This is a genomic window from Neobacillus sp. GCM10027624 (assembly GCF_042675345.1).
In the GTDB taxonomy this organism is placed as follows: Bacteria; Bacillota; Bacilli; order Bacillales; family Cytobacillaceae; genus Neobacillus; species Neobacillus cucumis_D.
In genome coordinates this window covers 99014-120570 of record NZ_JBHTHD010000013.1, presented here as the reverse complement: position 1 = coordinate 120570, position 21557 = coordinate 99014, and the positions used below count along the sequence as shown (strand labels likewise).

The following is a 21557-nucleotide window of genomic DNA, read 5'->3' as shown; positions in this document are numbered from 1 at the left end:
CCAGACATTCGTTAACCTCCTTCCCATGCATTTTATTTTTCCCTCAGGTGAAAACCCTTACAGCAATTATTGCTTAATGTATACATTATTGTCAATTATTTTTTAAATAGTTTATATACTCAAAAAAATTGATAACGTTGAATCCATCTTAATAAACCGCATTTCATCAATATATTACTGTAGATCAAAGCCTAAAATATTATTCTCGCATTAGCTTCTCAAAATGAAATTAATATTAATTCAAATAAAATCTATTGACGTTAACGTATACATTGTTTAATAATTGACGTATAAAGTCATTCACACAATCACTTTACCAACTGTTTAACGATCTAATCATAAAAAGGAGTGTTATTATGAGCGCTATTATGGAAAAAGTACAACAAAAAGAAAAGATGACAAATCTAATGTCAAAGTTTATATCCCTTGTCAGCTACAAACTTCCTGATGATGTGGAAAATAAACTGAAAGAACTAAGTGAAGAGGAAGATAATAAACTGGCAAAAATCATTTACAAAACGATGTTTGATAACCAGAAACTTGCCTTTGAGTTAAAGAGACCTTCCTGCCAGGATACAGGCGTCCTTCAATTTTTTGTAAAGTGCGGACAGAACTTTCCATTAATAGGACAATTGGATAGTATTCTGCGGGATAGTGTATATAAGTCAACGCAAGAAACTCCTTTGCGTCACAATTCTGTTGAGACATTTGATGAATACAATACCGGAAAAAACATTGGTGACGGTACACCAAGTATCTTCTGGGAAATTGAAGAAGACAGTGACAAAGTAGAAATCTATACGTATATGGCTGGTGGAGGATGTACCCTTCCTGGAGTTGCAACCGTTCTCATGCCTGGCGAAGGCTATGAAGGCGTAGTAAAGTTTGTCTTGGATCGGATGACAAGTTATGGAGTCAATGCCTGTCCTCCACTACTTGTAGGGGTCGGCGTCGGTACTTCTGTTGAAACAGCGGCGCTAAATTCAAAATTAGCCCTGATGAGGCCTGTTGGAAGTCATAATGAAAATGAAAATGCTGCCAAGATGGAAAAGCTTCTTGAAGATGGAATTAACGCGATTGGCCTTGGACCTCAGGGACTTAAAGGTTCTAAATCCGTCATGGGTGTAAATGTTGTGAATACAGCAAGACATCCTTCTACTATTGGGGTTGCCGTTAATACAGGATGCTGGTCTCATAGAAGAGGCAAGATCACCTTTGATAGTAATTTGAACTATGAAATTAGTACTCACGAGGGGGTTACACTATGAGTAAGAAAATATTAACAACACCTATAAAAGATGAAGATCTTAAGGATATACGAATTGGAGATATCATCTATCTAACCGGCACCATTGTGACTTGCAGAGACGTTGCCCACAGAAGGCTGATTGAAGAAAAAATACCATTACCTGTTGATCTTAGAGGTAAAGCGATTTTCCATGCTGGTCCAATTGTTCGGGACCTTGGAAATGAACAATATGAAATCGTTTCTGTTGGTCCTACAACCAGCATGAGAATGGAAAAGTTTGAAAAGGAATTTATCGAAGAAACCGGTGTGAAACTCATTGTTGGAAAAGGTGGAATGGGAAAGAACACCGAAGAAGGCTGCAAAACTCATAAGGCGCTGCATCTCGTCTTTCCTGCCGGAAATGCGGTTTTTGCTGCAACAAAGGTAGAACAAATCACCGAAGTACATTGGAAAGACCTTGGTATGCCTGAATCGCTTTGGGTATGTGAAGTGAATGAATTCGGTCCGCTTATTGTTTCCATTGACACAGAAGGAAATAATATCTATGAAGAAAATAAGGTGGAGTTCAATAAAAAGAAGGAAGAACAATATGAGTTAATCAGCAAGCAGGTAAGATTCATTAAATAATTGTTCTTAAGAAAATGGTTCAAATACAGATCCGCATTTGACATATCTTTCATATGGCTTATCCGGATCTGTATTTTTTTGGAGAAGCTGCGATTATTAAATTTATAGATGGAGTTGGTTGACATGGTAATGCAGGTACTGCAAAAAACACAAACGATAGTTCGCTATCAGAATTATAACGGTAATGTATATTACGGAATTGTAGAGAATGACGAAATTTTACAATTATCCAGTAATTTTACTGAAATTGTAAACAACGAACTAAAGTATGATGGTGTAAGAGTTCGCTATAGTGATGTGAAAATTTTGGAGCCTGTAACTCCCTCAAAAGTCGTTAATTTCGGTTGGACCTATGCTGAACATGCAAAAGAGACTGGGGGTATGGCCAATCTTAAAGAACCGTTTTTGTTTTTAAAACCTGCATCGTCCTTGATTCCAAATGAAGGGGAAATCCTTCTTCCATCAGGTGATTTAACCAATCAGGTTGAAATGGAGGGGGAAGTAGCTCTTGTTATAGGGAAACGTGGAAAAAATATAAAAGAAGAGGACGCGTTGGATTATGTTTTTGGCTGCACGATTTTTAATGATGTAACAGCACGAGACCTGACAAAAATGGATCCACAGTTCACGCGCGGCAAAGGGTTTGACACGTTTGGTCCATTGGGCCCCTGCATTGTGACAGGTATCGATCCAACGAATTTACAAATCGTTACCACGTTAAACGGCAAAGTTGTACAAGAGGGGAATACGAATCAGATGTCACTCTCCATTCCTTACCTTATCAGTTGGATTTCACATGTGATGACACTGGAGCCAGGTGATGTTTTAGCTACTGGCTCCCCATCTGGCAGCTGTCCAATGAAGGCAGGCGATATTGTAGCTGTGGAAGTAGAGAATATCGGAAAACTTCTTAACTATGTAAAATAGTAGAAATAACTAAAAAAGTCTGTAGTAATTTTTTTCGAAAATCGCTACAGACTTTTTTATAAAAGGATGGATTTATTACCTAAGAATGAGATTGGTCTGACGGTTCACTCCTAATTCGAAGGCAATGATCGGATAACCTTTAAAATTTCATTACGTGCTCTATACCGATGGGATTGTACCATCATACGTGCGGCCTCCGGTTCACCTGCTCTCATAACAGAAACAATAGCCTTGTGATCCATTATCGAGCGTGTTGGTTTAGGTCGAAGTTTAATTGTATATAATCTTGCACGATATAGTTGATCAGATTGACTATCCATAACTCCTCTTAAGCGTGGATTTTGAGCCAAATCAACAATGAATTGATGAAATTGCTCATCAAGGTTGGTCCAGGTAAGTAGATCTTCTAATTGGAGTGCTTTTTCTTGTTCATGAATCAAATGATCAAGTTGGTCTAATTCTTCCGAGGTGGCACGTTTGGTTGCCAGGCTGGCAGCAATACCGTCAAGCCCTTCTACCACTTCATAAATTTGTTGGAGATCATCCGCTACAATAGGTGCAACAACAAACCCACGACGTGGAATTAAGCGTACCCATCCCTCCATCTCCAAACGCACAAGAGCTTCACGAACAGGCGTTCTACTCATACCCAAGATTTCAGCCATTTCCCTCTCTAAAACTGTTTGTCCTGGATGTAGTTGAAGATGCCGAATCGCACGACGTGTTGCCAAATAAGCACGTTGTGGCAAGCGCGATTCCCCGATTTCATCTAAATTGGCTAAAAATGATTGAATGTTTAGATAAAGGGAAGATTGATCTAGTTCTTTCAAATTAATATCAGCCTTTGTACGTTCATCTGGCGTATTCATATTTAAAACACACTTCCCCAAAATTTGATTTAACATGGACCACTTAACTGATCGATTGGTACATTCAGAAAATTGCTTCACTAAAAATATACCAGAAATACAATTATAAACTCAATTAAGTAGTTGGAACTGTGGAATGGGTGTGGGTGAAATCGAATAAATTGCGCTGTGGGACCGCAAGCAGCTTTCAGAAGATGATATGCTGGTTATTGATTTTTCAGTAACGTTTCTAAACCTTAAAACAACATTCATTCGTTTTTAATAATTTTTTCAGAGACCCTTCATTTTTTCTCTGTAAATAACTGTTATGTTTTAAAGGTATTAAAATTCGAGAGGAGAAATCTTACCTATGAAAAAGAGAATGGGATTTTTATTTGCAGCAGTAGCTTTAATGGTAATGATGTTAAGCGCATGTGGAAGCACTAGTAATAATTCTTCAAGCGCGACAACATCTTCTAGTAAAAAGTCAGATACCACAACACAGACAGCTAAAACTGGGAATCCACAAAAGGTTGCCGCAAAAAGTACTTCAACAGGAAATGTAGTTACTATCAAGGTTATGGCAAAAGATTTTGAATACGATAAAAAAGTAATCCATGTTAAAAAGGGTGATAAAGTAAGAATCACTCTACAAAGTGATGATGGCGGTCATGGCTTTGCACTTCCAGCATTCAATGTAAACATTCAGGGGAATAAAAGTGCTGAGTTTACTGCTAATAAAACTGGGACATTTGAATACCACTGTTCTGTAGTATGCGGAGCAGGACATTCTAAAATGACGGGAAAATTAATAGTAGATTAGTATTTTTGCGATAAAAAGGACTTTCTAGTAAAGATCCTAAAAAGAAAAGAGTTGGCGAAAAACAATACTAGTTTTCCCAACTCTTTTTTTTCCAAAATTAAAAGTTTGTTGATTATTTCTTTTGTAAAAGTTTAGGTAATTCTTGCGCAATAATTTTGAGAGGGCCGCTTACTTTTTGTGTTAAACAAAGCATAATTCCGCCTTCAATAGTGGCAGTCATCATGAGTGCAGTGGAAGCTGCTGCTTCCTTCGAAAATCCTTCTGCTAATAACTTTGTAATATAAATGGTGATAAAACGAACCTTTTGAAATATTACATTCTTTTATAATTTCGGTTAATCCTACACCCATATAGCCCTTCACTGCTGTTCGAAATCAACATTGTCCTTTAACACCACCTTTATAAAAAAGGTATCATTCCTGAAAAAATGGCATCCTTCTGTTTTCGTATAAAATTAACAATTAACTTTCCCAGAACTTTTTTATAGCCAGATAATCAGTCAATCATTTCAAATTCCTTGGCTTCCCTGCTTTCAAGAAAAGTGTTTCGCAGTAAAATGGAAACTGGGTCTTCTACGTGGATAATCTCTCCCCATGGACGAGCATATTATTCATGAGTGGAAGGCGAACGAATTTAAACCTATTCCTTAAGGGTTGGTTAGCCAACTGGAAGATGATTGTGATTTTTAAATTTAATATGATATGAATATAAAAAACAAGGAGGAGCAGGATTTTATGAACATATTATGGGATTTTGACGGAACGCTTTTTGATACGTACCCGGCACTTTTAGAAGGATTTATGCAATTAACTCCCCAAAAACTAGATCGGGGTGAAGTCCTAAGATGGCTGAAAAAGGACTCAAAAACAGCGTTTAAACATTATGGGATTAGTGAAGACCAACGAGGAAAATACGAAGAATTATACAACTACTATTCAAAACTAAATAGTAAACCGTTTGATTACATCGAAAATGTGTTATCAACTGTTAACAGCAATGTCATCGTCACTCACCGAGATAAGGAATCTACCATCTATCTCTTGGAAAAGTTCAATTTAAAAAAGTATTTCAAAGACATTGTTTCTGTTGAGGAAGATGGTTTTATTCGAAAACCCCATCATTCTTCTTATGAACACGTTCTTAAAAATCACAAAATAGATTTGGTAGTCGGGGATCGGGAACTAGATTTAATTCCTGCGAGAGAATTAAAGATTAACACCGTTGCTTTTCAAAACAAAGGTATTGAAGCAAATTTTCATATTGAGAGTTATGCGGATTTTATTCCTGTGGTTCTTCATCGGTGATATGGAAGCAAAATCTCCTTAGATGACTAACGGATTTGGTCTTCATTGTAGCCTATAATTTTATATTTTCCTCAAACTCTATCTAATAAGATTACTTTTTTGGGGCATAAATAAAAATTCCCTATCATTAATTAATACAAAACAGGCTCGTGTCGTCTCCAAGGAGATGAAAGCTATGGATTTTGTTAAATGGATTATTATTGAAGTTTAATACTAGCCTTTTTTACCAGTAAGCTCTGGGAAGATACTAAGACAGCAATAAAATACAAGCGAAAATAAAATTTATGAGATCGCGCGAGTTCTGTCCTTACGTATGGTTCAGAACTCGCTAAAGATAATTAATTAGATACTGCAACCTAAGGAGTTAAAATATTTAACATCAACAGGCGCTTGCGCTTTTCTTACGATTTAGAAGTTATTTTAACACCAACTGCTCCTATTACAATACAAACAATAAAATAGATTCTTTTACTATTTCTCGGTTCATTAAAGTAAGCCATGCCCACTAAGACACTTCCAACAGAAAAGATTCCAGTCCATATTGCGTAAGCCGTCCCGATTGGAAGAATCTTTTATGATTCATCCCTTGATCCAGAAGATATAAGGCATAATTAACTTTTTCCTCATCAGTTTTCGATCCTCCAGAACTTCCCCCCTCGTTTCCTTGCAGCCTGGATACCTTCCTTTGTCCGTTCAGAAATTAAATCTCTTTCAAATTGAGCAATACCAGCGAAAATGATAAACTACTTTTTTCCATGTGTTGTGGTTGTATTCAGCCATGATTCCTTTAGACCTTCCAAGTGTACTCCTTTTTTAGAGATAAGTTCCGTAATCTCAATCAGATCCTTTGTAGAACGTGACAATCGAGTAAAGAATACTTTACAAATAGCGATAAACATTTGACATTAACTTTAAATGCTTTATTGCGGGTGAGAAAGCTTTGATGGTACTACCCCGCTAGTCGAGTTGATAAAGGAACATCTGTAGAAATTATTTTCTACTTGTTACTTGTAACAGAATTTTTATTGAATAATTTATAAAAGGGAGTGAGACACTTTAACGACGGAATATTGAGCTTTTTCTTAAGTTAGATTTTATAAATCATATATTGGGGGGAATATGGTGAAAAAAATTCGTAAGATGAAGCCTTTAAAAAAAGCTATTCAGGAACTGGAGAGTACCGGCGTATTGCCCCTAAATGTTCAAGATGAGGTACTCTTACCTGATATATCCGTGAATGAACAAATTTTGAAACAAGTTTTTGAAAATTGTTCTGATATTGTCTTCCGCCCCATTTGCGCCAATAGGCAGACCAAAATGCTTCTGATTTATATAGATGGATTAGTGGATAAGAAAATAGTGGAACAGGTTGTTTTGAAACCAATGATGTTCGAAGGTATGCCTGATGGATTAAAGCAAGTGAACTCAATAGGCGAAATTATCCAAGACCAGCTTGTCGCTATTACTCAAGTAAAGGCGGTTTCTAAGATTCGTGAGGTCAGTGATGCAGTATTGAAATCTAATCTTGCTGTTCTGACGGACGGGGAGAGTCAAGCGCTGGTTGCCGATATAAAAGGGTTTGAGAAACGTAGTATCGAAGAGCCTAGTGCAGAGCTTTCTGTTCGCGGCCCGCGAGATGGGTTTACGGAAACACTCAGGGTAAATACAAGCCTTGTACGCCGGAGAATTCGGAGCCCTAGACTAAAAATGGAACCTTATTCGATCGGAGATTTATCGCAGACAGATATCGCGATTTCCTACATTGAGGGGATTGCTTCAAATACAGTTTTAGAGGAAGTTCGCCAAAGGGTTCGGCGAATTCAAATTGATGGGATTTTAGAGTCTGCTTTTATTGAAGAGTTTATCGAAGATCTTCCTTATTCTCCCTTTCCGCAAATTCAAAATACCGAACGACCAGATGTTGTGTGTGCAAGCCTATTAGAAGGGAAGGTTGCCATTTTCGTGGATAACACACCTTTCGTTCTGATCGTTCCAATGACATTCTGGACAGGAGTGCAAGCAGCGGAGGATTATTATGAACGATCGATCTTTACATCCTTCATTCGATTTGTACGTTTTACACTTATAAATATTTCTTTATTCCTCCCTTCTCTTTACGTTGCGGTGACAACCTATCATCCACAATTGATCCCGACAAATTTGCTTATCAGTATTGCAGCGGCACGGGAAGGAATCCCTTTCCCGACTGTCGTGGAAGCGCTGATGATGGAATTTTTGTTTGAAGGTCTGCGGGAAGCAGGCGTTCGTTTACCAAAAGCCGTTGGATCCGCTGTCAGTATCGTGGGAGCGCTTGTAATTGGACAAGCTGCCGTGCAAGCAGGCATTATATCAGCACCCATGGTCATAATCGTGGCTACCACCGGTATCTCGTCCTTTTCTTTTCCTCGCTACAACTTGGGAACAGCTTATCGTGTGCTGCGCTTCCCGATGCTACTATTGTCGGGAATATTGGGGCTGTATGGGGTTGCCTTTGGAGCCCTTGCCATGCTCATACATTTAACTAATATTCGCTCTTTTGGTATTCCTTATCTAAGCCCTGTTGCTCCCCAGATTCCTCGTAATTTGAAGGACGTATTGATGCGAGCACACCGGTGGAACATGACAAACCGTCCCGTGATGATTTCTGGTGAGGAAAAAATGCGGATTCCGAAAGGCCAACAACCCGGTCCGAAACAAGGGGACCAGACAGAATGAGCCGGCTAAAGGCACTTTGTCTTATTCTGGTTATTTCTTTATTTTTCTTGACGGGCTGCTGGGATCGAACGGAGTTAAATGATCTGGCCATAGAGTTGGGCTGGGGACTCGATCAGGCAGAGAATAACAAAATTGAAATCAGCGCTCAATTTATCATCCCTTCAAAAATTGGAATGGGGCAGAGTGGAAGAAGCGAAGCAGGAAAAACTGTTTTTATTGAATCGGGAACTGGAAAGGACACACTTGAAGCTGTACAAAATATGCAGACGAAATTGTCAAGAGAAGTCTTTCGAGGGCACCGGCGTGTTATTGTGATTGGAGAACAATTGGCTAGGCGGGGTCTCGATCCATTTTTAGATACCTATAGCCGCGATCCCGATATTCGCTTACGAGCTGATGCACTTATAGTAAAGGGGAGTACAGCGAAGCAGTTTCTGGAAGCATCCTATCCTTTAGAAAATATCCCTGCACTTGGGGCACTGAAAGAACACTCTCAAGTGGGTGGAATGGGAGATACGTCTTTATTAAATTTTTTTATCGCCATCATGAGTGACGGGATCACCCCAACCCTACCCGTTATTGAACTGAACCAGGGCTCCAAAAAACAAGATCAAACAAGTGTCAAAGGATTTCAAATTGTAGGCATGGCAGTTTTCAACAAAGACCTTAAATTAAAGGGGTTCTTAAATTTACAGGAAGATAAAATCTATCTTTGGCTAATCAACCGTTTAACTAAACAAACGATTACAGTAACTGTGCCTGAGGGAAAGGGAACTGCTAGTTTATATATAATCAAAATGAACAGCAAAATTATACCCATTATTCAGGGTCACACCATCAAGTATGACATTATCCTTTCGGGTGAGGGAATCATCCGAGAGAACAATACGAATTTAGATCTTACACAATCGAAAAATCTTGATCTTCTAGAACATGTATTGGAAAAAGAGGCCAAAAAGGAAGCTCTTCAAACCATTGAAAAGGTTCAAAAACAATATGGAACCGATATCTTTGGCTTTGGTGAAGCCATTCATCAAAAATATCCATCCCAATGGAAAGTATTGAAGAAAAGTTGGGCCAATCAGTTCCGAAAGGTAGAGGTCTCAGTCCATGCAAATCTGACCATTCGGCGAGTGGGTCTGACCGGACCATCGTTGCAGTTAAAGAATAATGAAATAAAAAAATAAGGAGACATACAGCTTGTGGCAAAATCAATGAAAATCTCTGGCTCGCAAATTTTTTGGATGATGTTCACATTTGAAGTGGGAAATTCACTTCTTCTGACCATATCATCTACGATCCGTAGTGTAAAACAAGATGCATGGATCTCGATGGTGATTGCAGGACTTGTTGGCATTGCCATTACTTTTCTGGCAACTAAACTCAGTTCTCTATATCCGAACCAAACCATGATTGAATTTAGTCAAACCATTCTCGGTAAATGGCTTGGTAAGCTGATGATGATTCCCTTTTTCCTTTTATGGTACTCGGCGATTGGAGTAATCGTCCGTGAATTTGGTGATTTCATGATTACTGCGTTGTTTCATAAGACACCTCTGTGGGTTATTATATTTACCACCATGTTACTGCTCATTTTTATCATGTACCAAGGTGGTATAGAAGGGATTGGACGCTTAAGTGAAATCGTTGGTCCAATCGTTATTTTGATGATTACTGTCCTGATCATTTTAGACCTTGGCAATATGCATTGGCATTATATACTTCCCATTTATCATGATTCTGGATTGCTTCCAATCCTTAAAGGTTCCTATACCCCAATGGCCTCCTTTTTTGGAGAGTCTGTCATGATGACAATGTTCGTCTTCTTTATGGAAAAACCGGAACAAGCGTCAACACGGGCGATGTGGGGAATAGGGCTGGCCGTTTTCATGGTGAGCGTCGGCACATTGGCTGTGATTTTCACGTTCGGGCCAAATTTACCTTCAAGGCTTTTGTATCCGTTTTACGATATGAGTCGGTTCATATCCGTAATGGAATTTATTCAAAACGTGGATATTTTGATTGTAATTATATGGTTTTTTAGTATTTTTGTTAAGCTGGCGTTATATATGTTTATTGCTAGTTATGGAACGGCACAATTGTTTCACCTGAAGGATTGGAGAAAAGTGGTTTGGCTTCTTGTTCCAATTTCGTTTGTTATGGCTCTGTCGATTAAAAATATCCAGATATTCGCCCAGTATTATGATAAGTTTTTCGTGCTTCCATTTGTATTTCCCATCAACATGATCGGGATTCCCTTGCTTTTGTTGGTTGTTGGCTGGATTCGAAGAAAATATGCGTAAATCAAGTAGCATCATGTGTTGTTTATTGTACTTGTTAATGGGAATAAGCTTCCCAAACACCCATTCGGGTTGTTAAAGAAGGGATTTCCAAGCTTAAAACGAAAATAGTGGACGTTAAGACCTAATACACTTGATATATAAGGAAAGGCAAAGTTTACACAACTCTGTTAGAATACTTTTGAAATAAGCCAAAATCTTGTTAAAGCAAGGTTCAAAACCTATTACCAAAAATAAAATTCCATTAGTTTTAAAGGATATTATATGTCAACTAGCCCTATGACGGGGCTGGTTTTCGTATTTTGAAGATCAAAGGTAACAAAACCCTATCAGATAAATACTATAAATGGGGCTTCCAGTCGATCTTTTTTAAAACGGTTCAATCTTGTTCTAAACGGTGCAACTTTATTTTAAAGCCACACATGGTCGTAATTTCACTAAACATTGAAAATCAATTATGGAGCCTTTCCTTTATTGTTTAGTGACAGGTAATGTTCTCCTGGCTAATAATCTTTAACTAAACGTTTGATTAGTTTATACTGTTTCAGCCAAAACCCCAATTTATCAAGGCTTACGCCTTTCAATTAAACGTTTAATTAGTATACGCTTTTCCGACACAAGGCTTTTAGTGAAATAACAATTCCACTTCCTTACGTAATTCTTCTAACAAAGCAAAGCTCCCTTGGGCCCCCAAGCTTTCCACGACATTCGTGTAATACCACTTTTGCTTCTCCCTGCCCCGTTTAAATCTTTTCCAAACCTCTTCGCCAACTTGTTCATAGTCATTTCGGATCGATCGAATATTATGTAGTTTATCCGCACAAGCAACAGCACGGATTTCCTTTGAAGCCGTTTTTAAAAATTCAATCGTATGTTCCTTTCGCTTCTCCCAAGAGAGCGATTTATCTGGTTCAGAACAGCCCGAAACGATTTCAGCAATTTTTTCGCCAAATTTACGTTTAAGAACTTCCAAGGTTAAACCGGTATCTTCAACCGTATCATGCAGGATTCCCGCTGCCACAACATCATCCAAATACCCTGCTTTCATCAGAAGCATTCCCACTGCCACAGGATGTGTTATGTAAGGGATATCCGTAAGTTTTCGGTACTGGCCTTCGTGGGCTTTACTAGCTGTTTGAAGTGCTTTTTCAACAATTTCCATCGTGGATCCCTCCTCTAATTTTTATTTTATCATTCCTTATTGTTTACTCTTGTAAAATTCCCAAAAAAAGAGCTCGGAAACGAGCCCTGTATAAAAGGTTATCCAACCTGTTGATTATCTTTTAATTGCGCAGCTATTTTTTGATATACACTAGCTTCCTTGACCATCCCCTTTTGCTGATACATTTTACTGATTCTTAAGACGGGAATTGGGTTTTGCGGCTGTAACTCCATCTCCCAAAAGAAGCAATCGATGGCCTTATCATATTGCTGAAACTCTGCGTAATAATCCCCCAGTTCCATCATCCGTTCTGGATCCTCTTCCAACCCGGCCATTTTATTGATTTTTTCAAACAACTTTAAATGGGGGATTGTCTCATTAACAGGTATTAGTTTATTACGAACCGTTTGGAGGTCATGCTCTTCTAAAAGGAGAACAGCTAGCTGGGACATTTTTTGTTCCATCTGGATTGTTTTCTTATCATCGGGAAGATGTTTCAGCAAGGTAAGGAAATCGTCCAAGTGTGTGAACACAAACTTAGGGTCGGAATTTCCCCAAATGTTGGTTAGAATGGTTTCATAGGAATGTGGCAGGTCATCTAAAAAGGTGAATAAATATAGGGCAGCTTTCTCAGTGTTACCTTTCACAACCATTTTTTCAATCAGTTGTTTTGCTTCAGGGAGCTCTTTAAACGGGTTAATGTTTGCCTCACTTAAAACGAGCATCCATTGTTCTAACGTTAGAAATCTTAGTGCAAGCTCAGTAGACTTTTCAAGGTTCTCCACTCTTTGTAGTTTTTCAACTCGTTCCAGCCACAGCAGTAACACTTCAACATTACAATCCTGCTGCGTAGATATTTGTTCTAAAAATTGATGTTCATTTGGATTTAAGCGGTTTTGGAAGCAGTGCAGCTCTACATAAAGTGGGTCCTTTTTAAGGATTTCAGACAAACTGGAGGTATTGTAAAAATCGTGGTAAGAAAAGTATTCGTGTGATTCTAATCGTTCCTTTGCAGATTTTAAGGAAGGAGCAAAGTCACATAAAATTTGAATCACCTGAAAAGATTTCATAAACTTGCCACTTCTTCTATGGTGATAATAAATTTTGTCAATCATTTCGATTAGCTGATTTTTTTCAAAAAAGGAATCAAGTGTTGTGGCAATATAGGCTACTTCTTGCAGTGAAAAATGCACTTGGAGTTCTGTGAAGAGTTTATTTTTACTCGGAATTGAAACGTTTAAATTGGGGATAAATGTGGGTAACATTGGATTGGGAGCCTTAAGAACAATTCCTTCTCGAAAAGCTTTATCGATAAAAGTATCTTCAGTGGTTTTAGTGGTTTTAGTGATTTTGTCACCATAAATAAAAGAGTTTTTATAGTAAACAAGATAATATTTATCGTGTTCTTCTGTCATAACTTCGACTACCTTGCTTCTTGCAAAAAGAGCGGCACGAAGAATATTCCCTTTTATTATTCTCTTTTTATCCTTTATTGATATTTCAGTTGGTATCATCAGTTCTTTATCCATTTAGACCTGCCCCCTATCATCATTTTGACTCTTACCTTCGACTTTATTATATCACACGTCTAAAAAAAGAGTGCATCGGGCTATTTTTGCTAAAAAGGAAAGGATCTGGCAAGTGGTTTATTTTTGCCAGATCCTTTTTCGTCTTAACCCGATACATTTTTATAATTATTTTCTTCCGTTACTTCCTTCTTATCAAGATTCATAAATAGAACCATCAGAAAAGATATTAACAGCAAAGCACTTAAAAAAAGCAGTCCGGATTTGGTATCCCCTGTCATCCCCCTTATTATACCTATCGCATAAGGACCCACAAAACCACCTAAATTACCAATCGAATTGATTGATGCGATCGCAATTGCTGCTGTTGACTGGGTTAAAAACAAGGATGGTAAAGCCCAGAATGGAGCTTTAAAACTGTACATTCCCGTCAGAGAAACCGTTATTAACACAATGGCTATATAAGGGTTATTCGTCAGACCCGCTCCGACTAACCCCACACATGCAACGAGAAGAGGAATTGCTGAATGGAGACGCCTTTCGTTCTTACGGTCAGAACGCCGAGACCATACGATCATTCCAATTGTAGCCCCAATATAGGGGATCGTAGCAATTAAACCAATCTGAAAATTCGACAATACGCCAGAAAAACCTTTAATAATCTGTGGCATCCAGTACCCTACACCAAGACTGCCTGTTTGATAGACAAAATAAATAAAGGAGAGGAACAATACTTTAGGATTTGCCATCGCTTTAAGAGTACCTAGATGTTTTACATTTTTTCTCGCTTCTTTATCCTTCTTTAACTCCCCAATTAACCACTCTTTTTCTTCCTTATCTAACCACTTTGCATTTTCAGGACGCTCAGTCAGGTAAAAGTACGTTACCACCCCTAATATGACAGCGGGAAGTCCTTCCAATATAAACATCCATCGCCAACCTGAGAAATCGCCCCAATTTATATGATCCAAAATCCAGGTTGAGAGAGGGGCACCTATAATGTAGGAAACGGGTATAGCCGCTGTGAATAAGGCGACAGTAGTGGCCTGTTCCTTTGCTCTAAACCAAACAGTTAGGTACATGATAATTCCCGGAAAAAATCCAGCTTCTGCAATACCGAGTAAAAATCTCAAAATATACAAATGTGTTGCACTTTGAACAAATCCAGTTATAACAGCTAATATCCCCCATGAAATTAAAATTCTAGCAATCCAGATTCGTGCCCCAAAGCGTTGCATCATTACATTGCTTGGTACCTCAAATAAGAAATACCCAATGAAAAAGATGCCAGAAACAAGTCCAAAAACTTCACTGCTTAGCGCTAAATCTTTATTCATTTCTAATGCTGCATATCCCAGGTTTGCTCTATCAATATAGGAAATAATATAACAAATAAATACAAACGGGATGATTCTCCAGGTGACCTTTCGGATCGTTTTCTTTTCTAATGAAGAGGCAGTATGGGTCATTTTTTCACTCCTTTTTAGTAGAAAGCGCTTTCGTTATTTGTAAAGAAAAATTTTGTTTTCAACGTGTCATTCGGATCCATAATCTAATTTTAAGGTACATTCTTTATCTGAAAAAATATTAATTGTTCATACTTAGATATAACTAAATTGAATATTCTGCAATTTTACCCGACGTTAAAGATGGATTGTAAACGGCAGCCAAACTTTCATAAACTATTTGGCTGCCTGACAATCTATCATTTTAATGATCTTCCTCAGGTTTATTCCTAGCAAAAGTCCTACATAAGGACAATGCACACCGGACTTCCAGTCTTCACGATTTGACCCGTAGAAAAAATATGTCCGCTTTTCTCATCAACCGTAAACGAAACGATCGCATCGCTGTCCTCATTTGCAACATAAAGGCACTTACCGGTTGGATCCAGGGTAAAAAAGCGTGGAGTCTCCCCTAAGGTCGGTTGCCAGCCAATAGATGATAGTAACCCCGTTTTTTGGTCTGTCTTAAAAATAGCAATACTATCGTGTCCACGATTTGATACATAAACAAACTTTCCTGATGGCGATATAAAAACTTCCGCACATGTATTGGTACTATTATTTTCAGGTAAGGTAGACAATACTTGCAAGAGCATTAATTTTCCAGTTTGACAATCAAAATGCAGGGTTGTTACCGTGGAATCCAATTCATTGGCTACATATACGTATGGCAGAGTGGGATGGAAATCAACATGTCTAGGGCCTGAACCTTTCTTCGTTTCAACAAATGCTGGATCATTGACTACCAATTTTCCCTTTTCCGTGTTCAAAGAATAAACATAGATTTTATTAAAACCTAAATCAGGTACTAAAAAGAAACTTCCTGTTGGATCCATTGGGTTATGATGCGGATGAGGTACACCTTGTTTCGCATATAAGTTAACAAGTTGGTCTTCCGATTTTCCCGGAATCTCCACTAAATCGCAAAGTTCCTTTAGTGAACCATCCTTTTGGATGGGAAGCACTGCAAGAGTACCAGATATATAATTTGAAACCACAAGGAATTGGTTTGTAGCGTCTACCACTAGATGAACAGGATTTCTCCCCCCGGTTGATTGGGTATTAATATACGTTAATTCACCTGTTTTTTGAATAACCTTAAAAGCACTAATCTCACTACAATCACCATGAACCGTGTATAAAAATTCTTGATTTCGATCGAAAGTTAAAAAAGATGGGTTAATAATATCATTATAAAGTTGAACATGTGTCCAAATTCCCGACTCCTGATCAATTCGGTAAACATTAATCCCCTCTCCACGTGCATTGCGTTCTTTGGTTGTACGGCAACCTATATATGCGAATCGCGGTGAAGCCTTAGAATTCATCTAAAAACACCCCCAGATTAATAGAACACTACTAGCCACTTACTTGTTACCAATTAAATTCCTTACTGCTTTCTGCATAATCCCTCCATTTTGGTAATATTCGATGTCGACTACATTATCCAGCCGTACAATGACTTCAAAAGTGAATTGGGTGCCATCTTCCCTGACCGCTTTAATACTAATGGAATCCCCAGGTTTGACTTGGTTAGATAAACCAACTGTACTCAAAACTTCTGTTCCAGTAATCCCTAAAGACTTTGCGCTTGTTCCATTTGTAAATTGCAGCGGTAAAACACCCATTCCTACTAAATTGCTTCGATGAATCCGCTCAAAACTCTCTGCAATCACTGCTTTTATACCGAGTAACTGTATGCCTTTGGCAGCCCAGTCTCTTGAACTACCTGTTCCATATTCTTTTCCCGCAATAACGACAAGGGGAATGCTGCTTTCCTTATATTTGGAGGATGCTTCAAAAATCGACAGTATTTCGTTTGAAGGAAAGTGCTTGGTTACTCCTCCCTCAATCCCAGGAACTAGCTTATTTCGAATCCGGAGATTTGCCAAAGCACCACGAACCATTACATGATGATTTCCACGCCGTGACGGATAGGAATTAAAATCCTTTTTCTCTACACCTTGTTCACGTAAATAACTTCCCGCAAGACTAGTTGATGTAATGGCCCCCGAAGGAGAAAGGTGATCCGTTGTTACTGAATCTCCCAAAAAAGCCAATACGCGAGCGTTTTCAATTTCTTGTATAGGTTCAATTTCCTCAGACATATCATGTAAGAAAGGCGGTTCCTGAATGTATGTCGAAGACGAATCCCATTCATACAACTGTCCTTCCGGGATATTAATTTTGTTCCATTCTTCATTTGCCTCATAGACTTCCTGATAACGGTCTAGAAAAAGTTCAGGATAAACCGCATTAGAAAGCCATTTCTGAATTTCATCTGGTGATGGCCAAATATCACGTAAATAGATGGGGCTGCCCTGATCATTAAAACCAAGCGGTTCGGTTGCAAAGTCAATATTCACCGTTCCAGCTAATGCATAAGCAACAACAAGTGGTGGCGAAGCCAAATAATTAGCCTTTATTTCTGGGTGAACTCGTCCTTCGAAATTTCGATTTCCCGAAATGACACTTGCAACGGTTAAATCATGTTGTTCAATCGCTTGGCTGACTTCAGTCGGAAGTGGTCCCGAGTTGCCAATACAGGTTGCACAACCATACCCAGCAACGTGAAATCCTAAATTTTCCAAATAGGAAAGTAACCCAGATTTTCGTAAATAATCTGTTACAACCCGTGAACCAGGTGTTAATGAGCTTTTAACAAATCCAGGCTTCTTCAATCCCTTCTCAACTGCATTTTTTGCAAGTAGACCGGCCATCATCAACACAGTTGGATTCGATGTATTCGTACAGCTTGTAATAGCGGCCAACACAACTGAGCCATTCATAAAACTCGTTTTTTCACCATTTTTATGTGTAATGGTAACTTTTTTATTTAATTGCTTTTCATTTAGTCCATAGCCACCATCTATGATTGGCTTACGAATAATTTCATTATAGGACTCCTTCATTTTTACCAGACTAATGCGATCTTGTGGTCGTTTTGGTCCAGCCAATGAGGATGTGACTTCGGATAGATCCAATTGGATCATTTCCGGATAATCCGGCTCCTGACTATTTGCCTCCATAAACATCCCCTGTGCCTTATAATAAGTTTCAATCAGGTTCAGATGCTCTTCGGTATGCCCAATCACTCTTAAATAATCAATCGTTTCGGAATCGACAGGAAAAAAGCCCATTGTCGCTCCGTATTCAGGTGCCATATTTGCAACAGTAGCACGATCAGCTACACTCATAGAATGAACACCAGGACCAAAAAATTCAACGAATTTTCCTACAACACCATACTTCCTGAGCATTTGTGTGATGGTCAATGCCAAGTCAGTTGCTGTAACTCCTTCTTTAAGCTCTCCTGTTAACTTAAAGCCCAGCACTTTGGGGATTTCAAAATACAATGGTTGTCCAAGTAAAGCTACTTCTGCTTCCAATCCGCCAACACCCCATGCCACAATGCCAAGACCATTGATCATGGTTGTATGCGAATCTGTTCCGACAAGTGAATCCGGAAATAACATTCTTTGCCCTTCAATTTCCTTTGCAATAGCCACTGATGATAAATACTCCATATTGATTTGGTGCATGATACCCGTGGCAGGCGGTACAATCTTTAAATTATCAAATGCATGCTGGGCCCAGCGCAGGAAGCGAAAGCGCTCCATATTCCGTTCCATGTTTATTTTTTCATTTAAGGTTACCGCATTGGGAGTTCCATAATGATCAACTGAAACGGAATGATCTACTACAAGATCAACAGGTATTAGCGGATTTACCTTTGAAACATCTTCGCCTTTTCGGTTTATTGTCTCCCGCATTGCTGCAAGATCCACTAAAGCGGGAAGCCCCGTTGTATCATGCATTAAAATACGAGCTGGTTTAAACGGAATTTCTTCATTTCGATTGCGTTCTACTGTCCAATTAGCAATTTTTTTAATATGTTCTTCTGTTACGGTTCTTCCATCATAATTCCGAATAGCTGACTCAAGTAGTACTTTCAATGAATAAGGTAATTTGTTTACGTACTTAAAGCCTTGTTCTAATAATAAGGTAATAGGGTAATAGAGATAATCCTTTTCGTTAACAGTTAATTTCGAACTCCTATTGAATATTTTCGTATCCACTGCTGCGCCTCCTCAATCTGTACCTTAACTCTTAATTACTATTTTATTGAAAATTTTGTCTTTCGAAAAATAGGATAATTTCATAGATGGGTATGACAATTTTGAATGTAGCTTTTCAGATTGTGGCTAATCATGTTAAGGTAAAATACATGGAGGGATGGATATGGATGATCGTGACTGGCAAATTATACATACGCTTTATCAAGAAAAGAGCATCACGAAGGCTGGACAAGCCTTGTATATTTCACAGCCAACCCTAACAAAACGGATCAAGCAAATTGAAACAGAATTTGGAGTTAAAATAGTAAATCGTGGCATAAAAGGAGTTCAATTCACAGCAGAAGGTGAATACTTAGCCAAAAAAGCCGAGGAACTATTAAATATTTTTCAAGCAACAAGGGAAGATATAGACAATTTTAATCATTATGTCGTTGGAACATTGCGGTTAGGTGTATCCAACTTTATCAGTAAATACAAACTCCCTGGTTGGCTGACTACATTTGAAAAGCAATATCCAGACGTCGATTTCCAGGTAGAAACCGGTTATAGCAGGCAAATCTACCAAATGGCATACAATCATGATATACATATTGGTTTTATTAGAGGAGAATATAACTGGCCAGAGAATAAAGAATTGTTATTTGAGGAATCTCTCTGCATTGCTTCGATAAAGCCAATTGACTTGGAGGAATTACCTAGTTTACCAAAGATCGATTATCAAACAGATTCACTTTACAAACATCTTACAGATAATTGGTGGGCAGAGAGATTTTCCCAACCGCCGTTTGTTCGAATTACAGTGGACCGTGGTGACACATGTAAAGAGATGGTTTTAAAGGGACTTGGTTATGCTATTATGCCTTCTCTTTTTTTAGAGGATTCTCCGCATATCCATCAAATTCCGTTAAAAACAAAAGAAGGAACTCCAATAACACAAAAGACATGGATGGTTTATCATAAGAGTGCTGAGGAACTTAATGTGGTAAAAGCCTTTATTGATTTTATTAAAGAAACTGTGGGACCCTCGTCTATATAAAAAGTTGGGCCTCATAGATTGGGCCCAACTTACATTTAGGATAACATCTTATCTAGATAGGTTATGATTTCTTCCTTATTGTTTGATACCTTTTTAGCTCTATTAATATCTTTCTCTAACTTTTCCTGCGATTTTTTCAGGACTTCATCTTCCCTTTCGCTTGGTATTATTACGACACCATCTGCATCTCCAACAACAATATCACCAGGAGAAATAGTCACACCTCCGCATGAAATCGGTACATTAATACTGCCATTACCTGTTTTATTGCTTGCTGCTATTGTAGTTCCTTTACAAAATACAGGATAATTTAATTCCTTTGCACCTATAATGTCACGAATAACACCATCCGCAATAATCCCTTTGATGCCAAGGGTTTGGGCCATACCGAGGATAAAGTCACCTGCAATAGCTCTGCTCGTATCCCCTTTTGCATCTATAACAATTACATCACCTAGTTTAGCTTCGCGTATGGCTTTTAGAACAACAAGATTATCCCCTGCTTGCATGTTCACAGTAAATGCACGCCCGGAAACCCGGTATTCTTCTTTTAAAGGTTTGATTGATGCATCTAAGTTTGTCATTCCATCTAATGAATCGGAAATACAAGTTGTTGGTATGTCTTGAAATTGATCAACGATATTCATTTTTTCTCCTCCTAATTTTATTTACAAGGTCAATAGCATCAAATAGTAATCTATATGTATCTCTAGCATACTAATATATCTCCTATTAAATAAAATCGAAATATTTCATATTGGGTTATTCCTTATTTGAATGAACTGAACATGGTTGGTTAAACTTTATTATCAAAAGTTGAAAGAAAACGAAGGGCAATTTTAATTAAACGTTTGATTAGTGTATGCTATTTAAGAAAAAGCCTGATTATTCATGGAATCAAATTTTAATTAAACGTTTGATTAGTATACACTATACATTAGAATCTTTAGTGGAAAGTGAGATGACTTGAATATGAAAAACATTACAAAATTTGAAATAGCAAAACCTGCTCATGAAGTATTTGAAGCATTTGTTGATCCAGCCAAAATCGGAAATTTTTGGTTTTCGACAAGCTCCGAAAGATGGGAAACTGGTAAAACAATTGCATTGACCTATCAAGAATACAATGCAGAACTTGAGATAAAGATTACTGAAATTGTGGAGAATCAGAAAATTGGGTTTAGATGGGGTCCTGTTGAGGATGAACATCAGGTCACAATCTCACTAAATAAAGTTGATTCGTCCTCTACGATTATCGAAGTTTCAGAAGATGGGTTTAAAGAAAATGACCCTGAATTCGTACATAATCTAGTCGACAATAAAGAAGGATGGGTTTATATGTTGACCTGTTTAAAAGGATATTTAGAAAACGGAGTCAATACCTTGAGAGGCGCTTTAGTTAAGGAGTAGTTATCAATAGCCCGTTGGAACAAGGGAGTCCAACGGGGTAACTTTT

General features: G+C 38.1%; 19 protein-coding genes and 1 pseudogene. 10 read left to right on the top strand and 10 right to left on the bottom strand.

Annotated features, from left to right (window positions below):
* Nucleotides 1-356: 356 nt before the first annotated feature.
* The 3 genes from ttdA to ACFQZ9_RS21595 all read left to right on the top strand — a co-directional run bounded on the left by ttdA (nucleotide 357) and on the right by ACFQZ9_RS21595 (nucleotide 2803).
* Complete coding sequence (gene ttdA / locus ACFQZ9_RS21605; protein ID WP_498945328.1) at nucleotides 357-1268, top strand: L(+)-tartrate dehydratase subunit alpha; 912 nt, start codon at nucleotides 357-359, stop codon at nucleotides 1266-1268.
* Nucleotides 1265-1876 carry a L(+)-tartrate dehydratase subunit beta gene (ttdB, locus tag ACFQZ9_RS21600; RefSeq protein ID WP_429741614.1) on the top strand — a complete coding sequence of 204 codons (612 nt, stop codon included), beginning with the start codon at nucleotides 1265-1267 and terminating at the stop codon, nucleotides 1874-1876. The genes ttdA and ttdB overlap by 4 nt, the downstream gene beginning before the upstream one ends.
* A gap of 123 nt (nucleotides 1877-1999) precedes the next feature.
* Entirely contained in the window at nucleotides 2000-2803 is an 804-nt protein-coding gene (locus ACFQZ9_RS21595; protein ID WP_498945326.1) for a fumarylacetoacetate hydrolase family protein, read from the top strand.
* Nucleotides 2804-2913: 110 nt separating this feature from the next.
* Here ACFQZ9_RS21595 and ACFQZ9_RS21590 read toward each other — a convergent pair whose 3' ends face one another.
* Complete coding sequence (locus tag ACFQZ9_RS21590; RefSeq protein WP_498945325.1) at nucleotides 2914-3672, bottom strand: GntR family transcriptional regulator; 759 nt, start codon at nucleotides 3670-3672, stop codon at nucleotides 2914-2916.
* A 349-nt stretch (nucleotides 3673-4021) separates the two neighbouring features.
* Between ACFQZ9_RS21590 and ACFQZ9_RS21585 the strand changes: the two genes are divergently transcribed.
* Nucleotides 4022-4474 carry a cupredoxin domain-containing protein gene (locus ACFQZ9_RS21585; protein ID WP_498945324.1) on the top strand — a complete coding sequence of 151 codons (453 nt, stop codon included), beginning with the start codon at nucleotides 4022-4024 and terminating at the stop codon, nucleotides 4472-4474.
* A gap of 112 nt (nucleotides 4475-4586) precedes the next feature.
* Here ACFQZ9_RS21585 and ACFQZ9_RS21580 read toward each other — a convergent pair whose 3' ends face one another.
* A complete protein-coding gene (locus ACFQZ9_RS21580) occupies nucleotides 4587-4760 on the bottom strand; it encodes an LmrA/YxaF family transcription factor (protein WP_498945824.1) in 174 nt (57 codons plus the stop codon).
* 448 nt (nucleotides 4761-5208) lie between these two features.
* Here ACFQZ9_RS21580 and ACFQZ9_RS21575 point away from each other — a divergent pair, with 448 nt between their 5' ends.
* Nucleotides 5209-5778, top strand: coding sequence for an HAD-IA family hydrolase (locus ACFQZ9_RS21575; protein ID WP_498945323.1), 570 nt, complete (start codon nucleotides 5209-5211; stop codon nucleotides 5776-5778).
* 401 nt (nucleotides 5779-6179) lie between these two features.
* On the opposite strand, the gene ACFQZ9_RS21570 is transcribed toward ACFQZ9_RS21575, so the two are convergent.
* Together ACFQZ9_RS21570 and ACFQZ9_RS21565 are read right to left on the bottom strand one after the other, a co-directional pair.
* Entirely contained in the window at nucleotides 6180-6338 is a 159-nt protein-coding gene (locus ACFQZ9_RS21570) for a DMT family transporter (RefSeq protein ID WP_498945823.1), read from the bottom strand.
* Nucleotides 6284-6647: pseudogene (locus ACFQZ9_RS21565) on the bottom strand (recombinase family protein); the annotation flags it as partial. The gene ACFQZ9_RS21570 and the pseudogene ACFQZ9_RS21565, both read right to left, overlap by 55 nt.
* A gap of 250 nt (nucleotides 6648-6897) precedes the next feature.
* On the opposite strand from ACFQZ9_RS21565, the gene ACFQZ9_RS21560 reads away from it, so the two are divergent.
* Genes ACFQZ9_RS21560 through ACFQZ9_RS21550 form a run of 3 tightly spaced genes read left to right on the top strand, consistent with a single transcriptional unit; the run spans nucleotide 6898 to nucleotide 10796 of the window.
* Nucleotides 6898-8493, top strand: coding sequence for a spore germination protein (locus tag ACFQZ9_RS21560; RefSeq protein WP_498945321.1), 1596 nt, complete (start codon nucleotides 6898-6900; stop codon nucleotides 8491-8493).
* Entirely contained in the window at nucleotides 8490-9680 is a 1191-nt protein-coding gene (locus ACFQZ9_RS21555) for a Ger(x)C family spore germination protein (RefSeq protein ID WP_498945319.1), read from the top strand. Before ACFQZ9_RS21560 ends, ACFQZ9_RS21555 begins: the two co-directional genes overlap by 4 nt.
* 27 nt (nucleotides 9681-9707) lie before the next feature.
* Nucleotides 9708-10796, top strand: coding sequence for a GerAB/ArcD/ProY family transporter (locus ACFQZ9_RS21550; RefSeq protein ID WP_498945822.1), 1089 nt, complete (start codon nucleotides 9708-9710; stop codon nucleotides 10794-10796).
* A gap of 622 nt (nucleotides 10797-11418) precedes the next feature.
* Here the strand turns inward: ACFQZ9_RS21550 and ACFQZ9_RS21545 are convergent.
* From ACFQZ9_RS21545 to acnA, 5 genes are all read right to left on the bottom strand, one after another.
* Complete coding sequence (locus ACFQZ9_RS21545) at nucleotides 11419-11955, bottom strand: HD domain-containing protein (RefSeq protein ID WP_498945318.1); 537 nt, start codon at nucleotides 11953-11955, stop codon at nucleotides 11419-11421.
* Between the two features lie 98 nt (nucleotides 11956-12053).
* Nucleotides 12054-13484: a tetratricopeptide repeat protein gene (locus ACFQZ9_RS21540; protein ID WP_498945317.1), complete on the bottom strand. Its 1431-nt coding sequence runs from the start codon at nucleotides 13482-13484 to the stop codon at nucleotides 12054-12056.
* Between the two features lie 143 nt (nucleotides 13485-13627).
* Entirely contained in the window at nucleotides 13628-14950 is a 1323-nt protein-coding gene (locus ACFQZ9_RS21535; RefSeq protein WP_498945316.1) for an MFS transporter, read from the bottom strand.
* A gap of 278 nt (nucleotides 14951-15228) precedes the next feature.
* The gene (locus ACFQZ9_RS21530) at nucleotides 15229-16314 is read right to left on the bottom strand and encodes a lactonase family protein (protein ID WP_498945315.1); all 1086 of its coding nucleotides are present in this window, start codon (nucleotides 16312-16314) and stop codon (nucleotides 15229-15231) included.
* A gap of 39 nt (nucleotides 16315-16353) precedes the next feature.
* Nucleotides 16354-19065, bottom strand: coding sequence for an aconitate hydratase AcnA (gene acnA / locus ACFQZ9_RS21525; protein ID WP_498945314.1), 2712 nt, complete (start codon nucleotides 19063-19065; stop codon nucleotides 16354-16356).
* A 163-nt stretch (nucleotides 19066-19228) separates the two neighbouring features.
* On the opposite strand from acnA, the gene ACFQZ9_RS21520 reads away from it, so the two are divergent.
* Nucleotides 19229-20101: a LysR family transcriptional regulator gene (locus tag ACFQZ9_RS21520; protein WP_498945313.1), complete on the top strand. Its 873-nt coding sequence runs from the start codon at nucleotides 19229-19231 to the stop codon at nucleotides 20099-20101.
* A gap of 35 nt (nucleotides 20102-20136) precedes the next feature.
* Here ACFQZ9_RS21520 and ACFQZ9_RS21515 read toward each other — a convergent pair whose 3' ends face one another.
* Nucleotides 20137-20748 carry an RraA family protein gene (locus ACFQZ9_RS21515; RefSeq protein WP_498945312.1) on the bottom strand — a complete coding sequence of 204 codons (612 nt, stop codon included), beginning with the start codon at nucleotides 20746-20748 and terminating at the stop codon, nucleotides 20137-20139.
* A gap of 325 nt (nucleotides 20749-21073) precedes the next feature.
* On the opposite strand from ACFQZ9_RS21515, the gene ACFQZ9_RS21510 reads away from it, so the two are divergent.
* Nucleotides 21074-21511, top strand: a complete 438-nt coding sequence (locus ACFQZ9_RS21510) for an SRPBCC family protein (protein ID WP_498945311.1) — start codon at nucleotides 21074-21076, stop codon at nucleotides 21509-21511.
* Nucleotides 21512-21557: the final 46 nt, after the last annotated feature.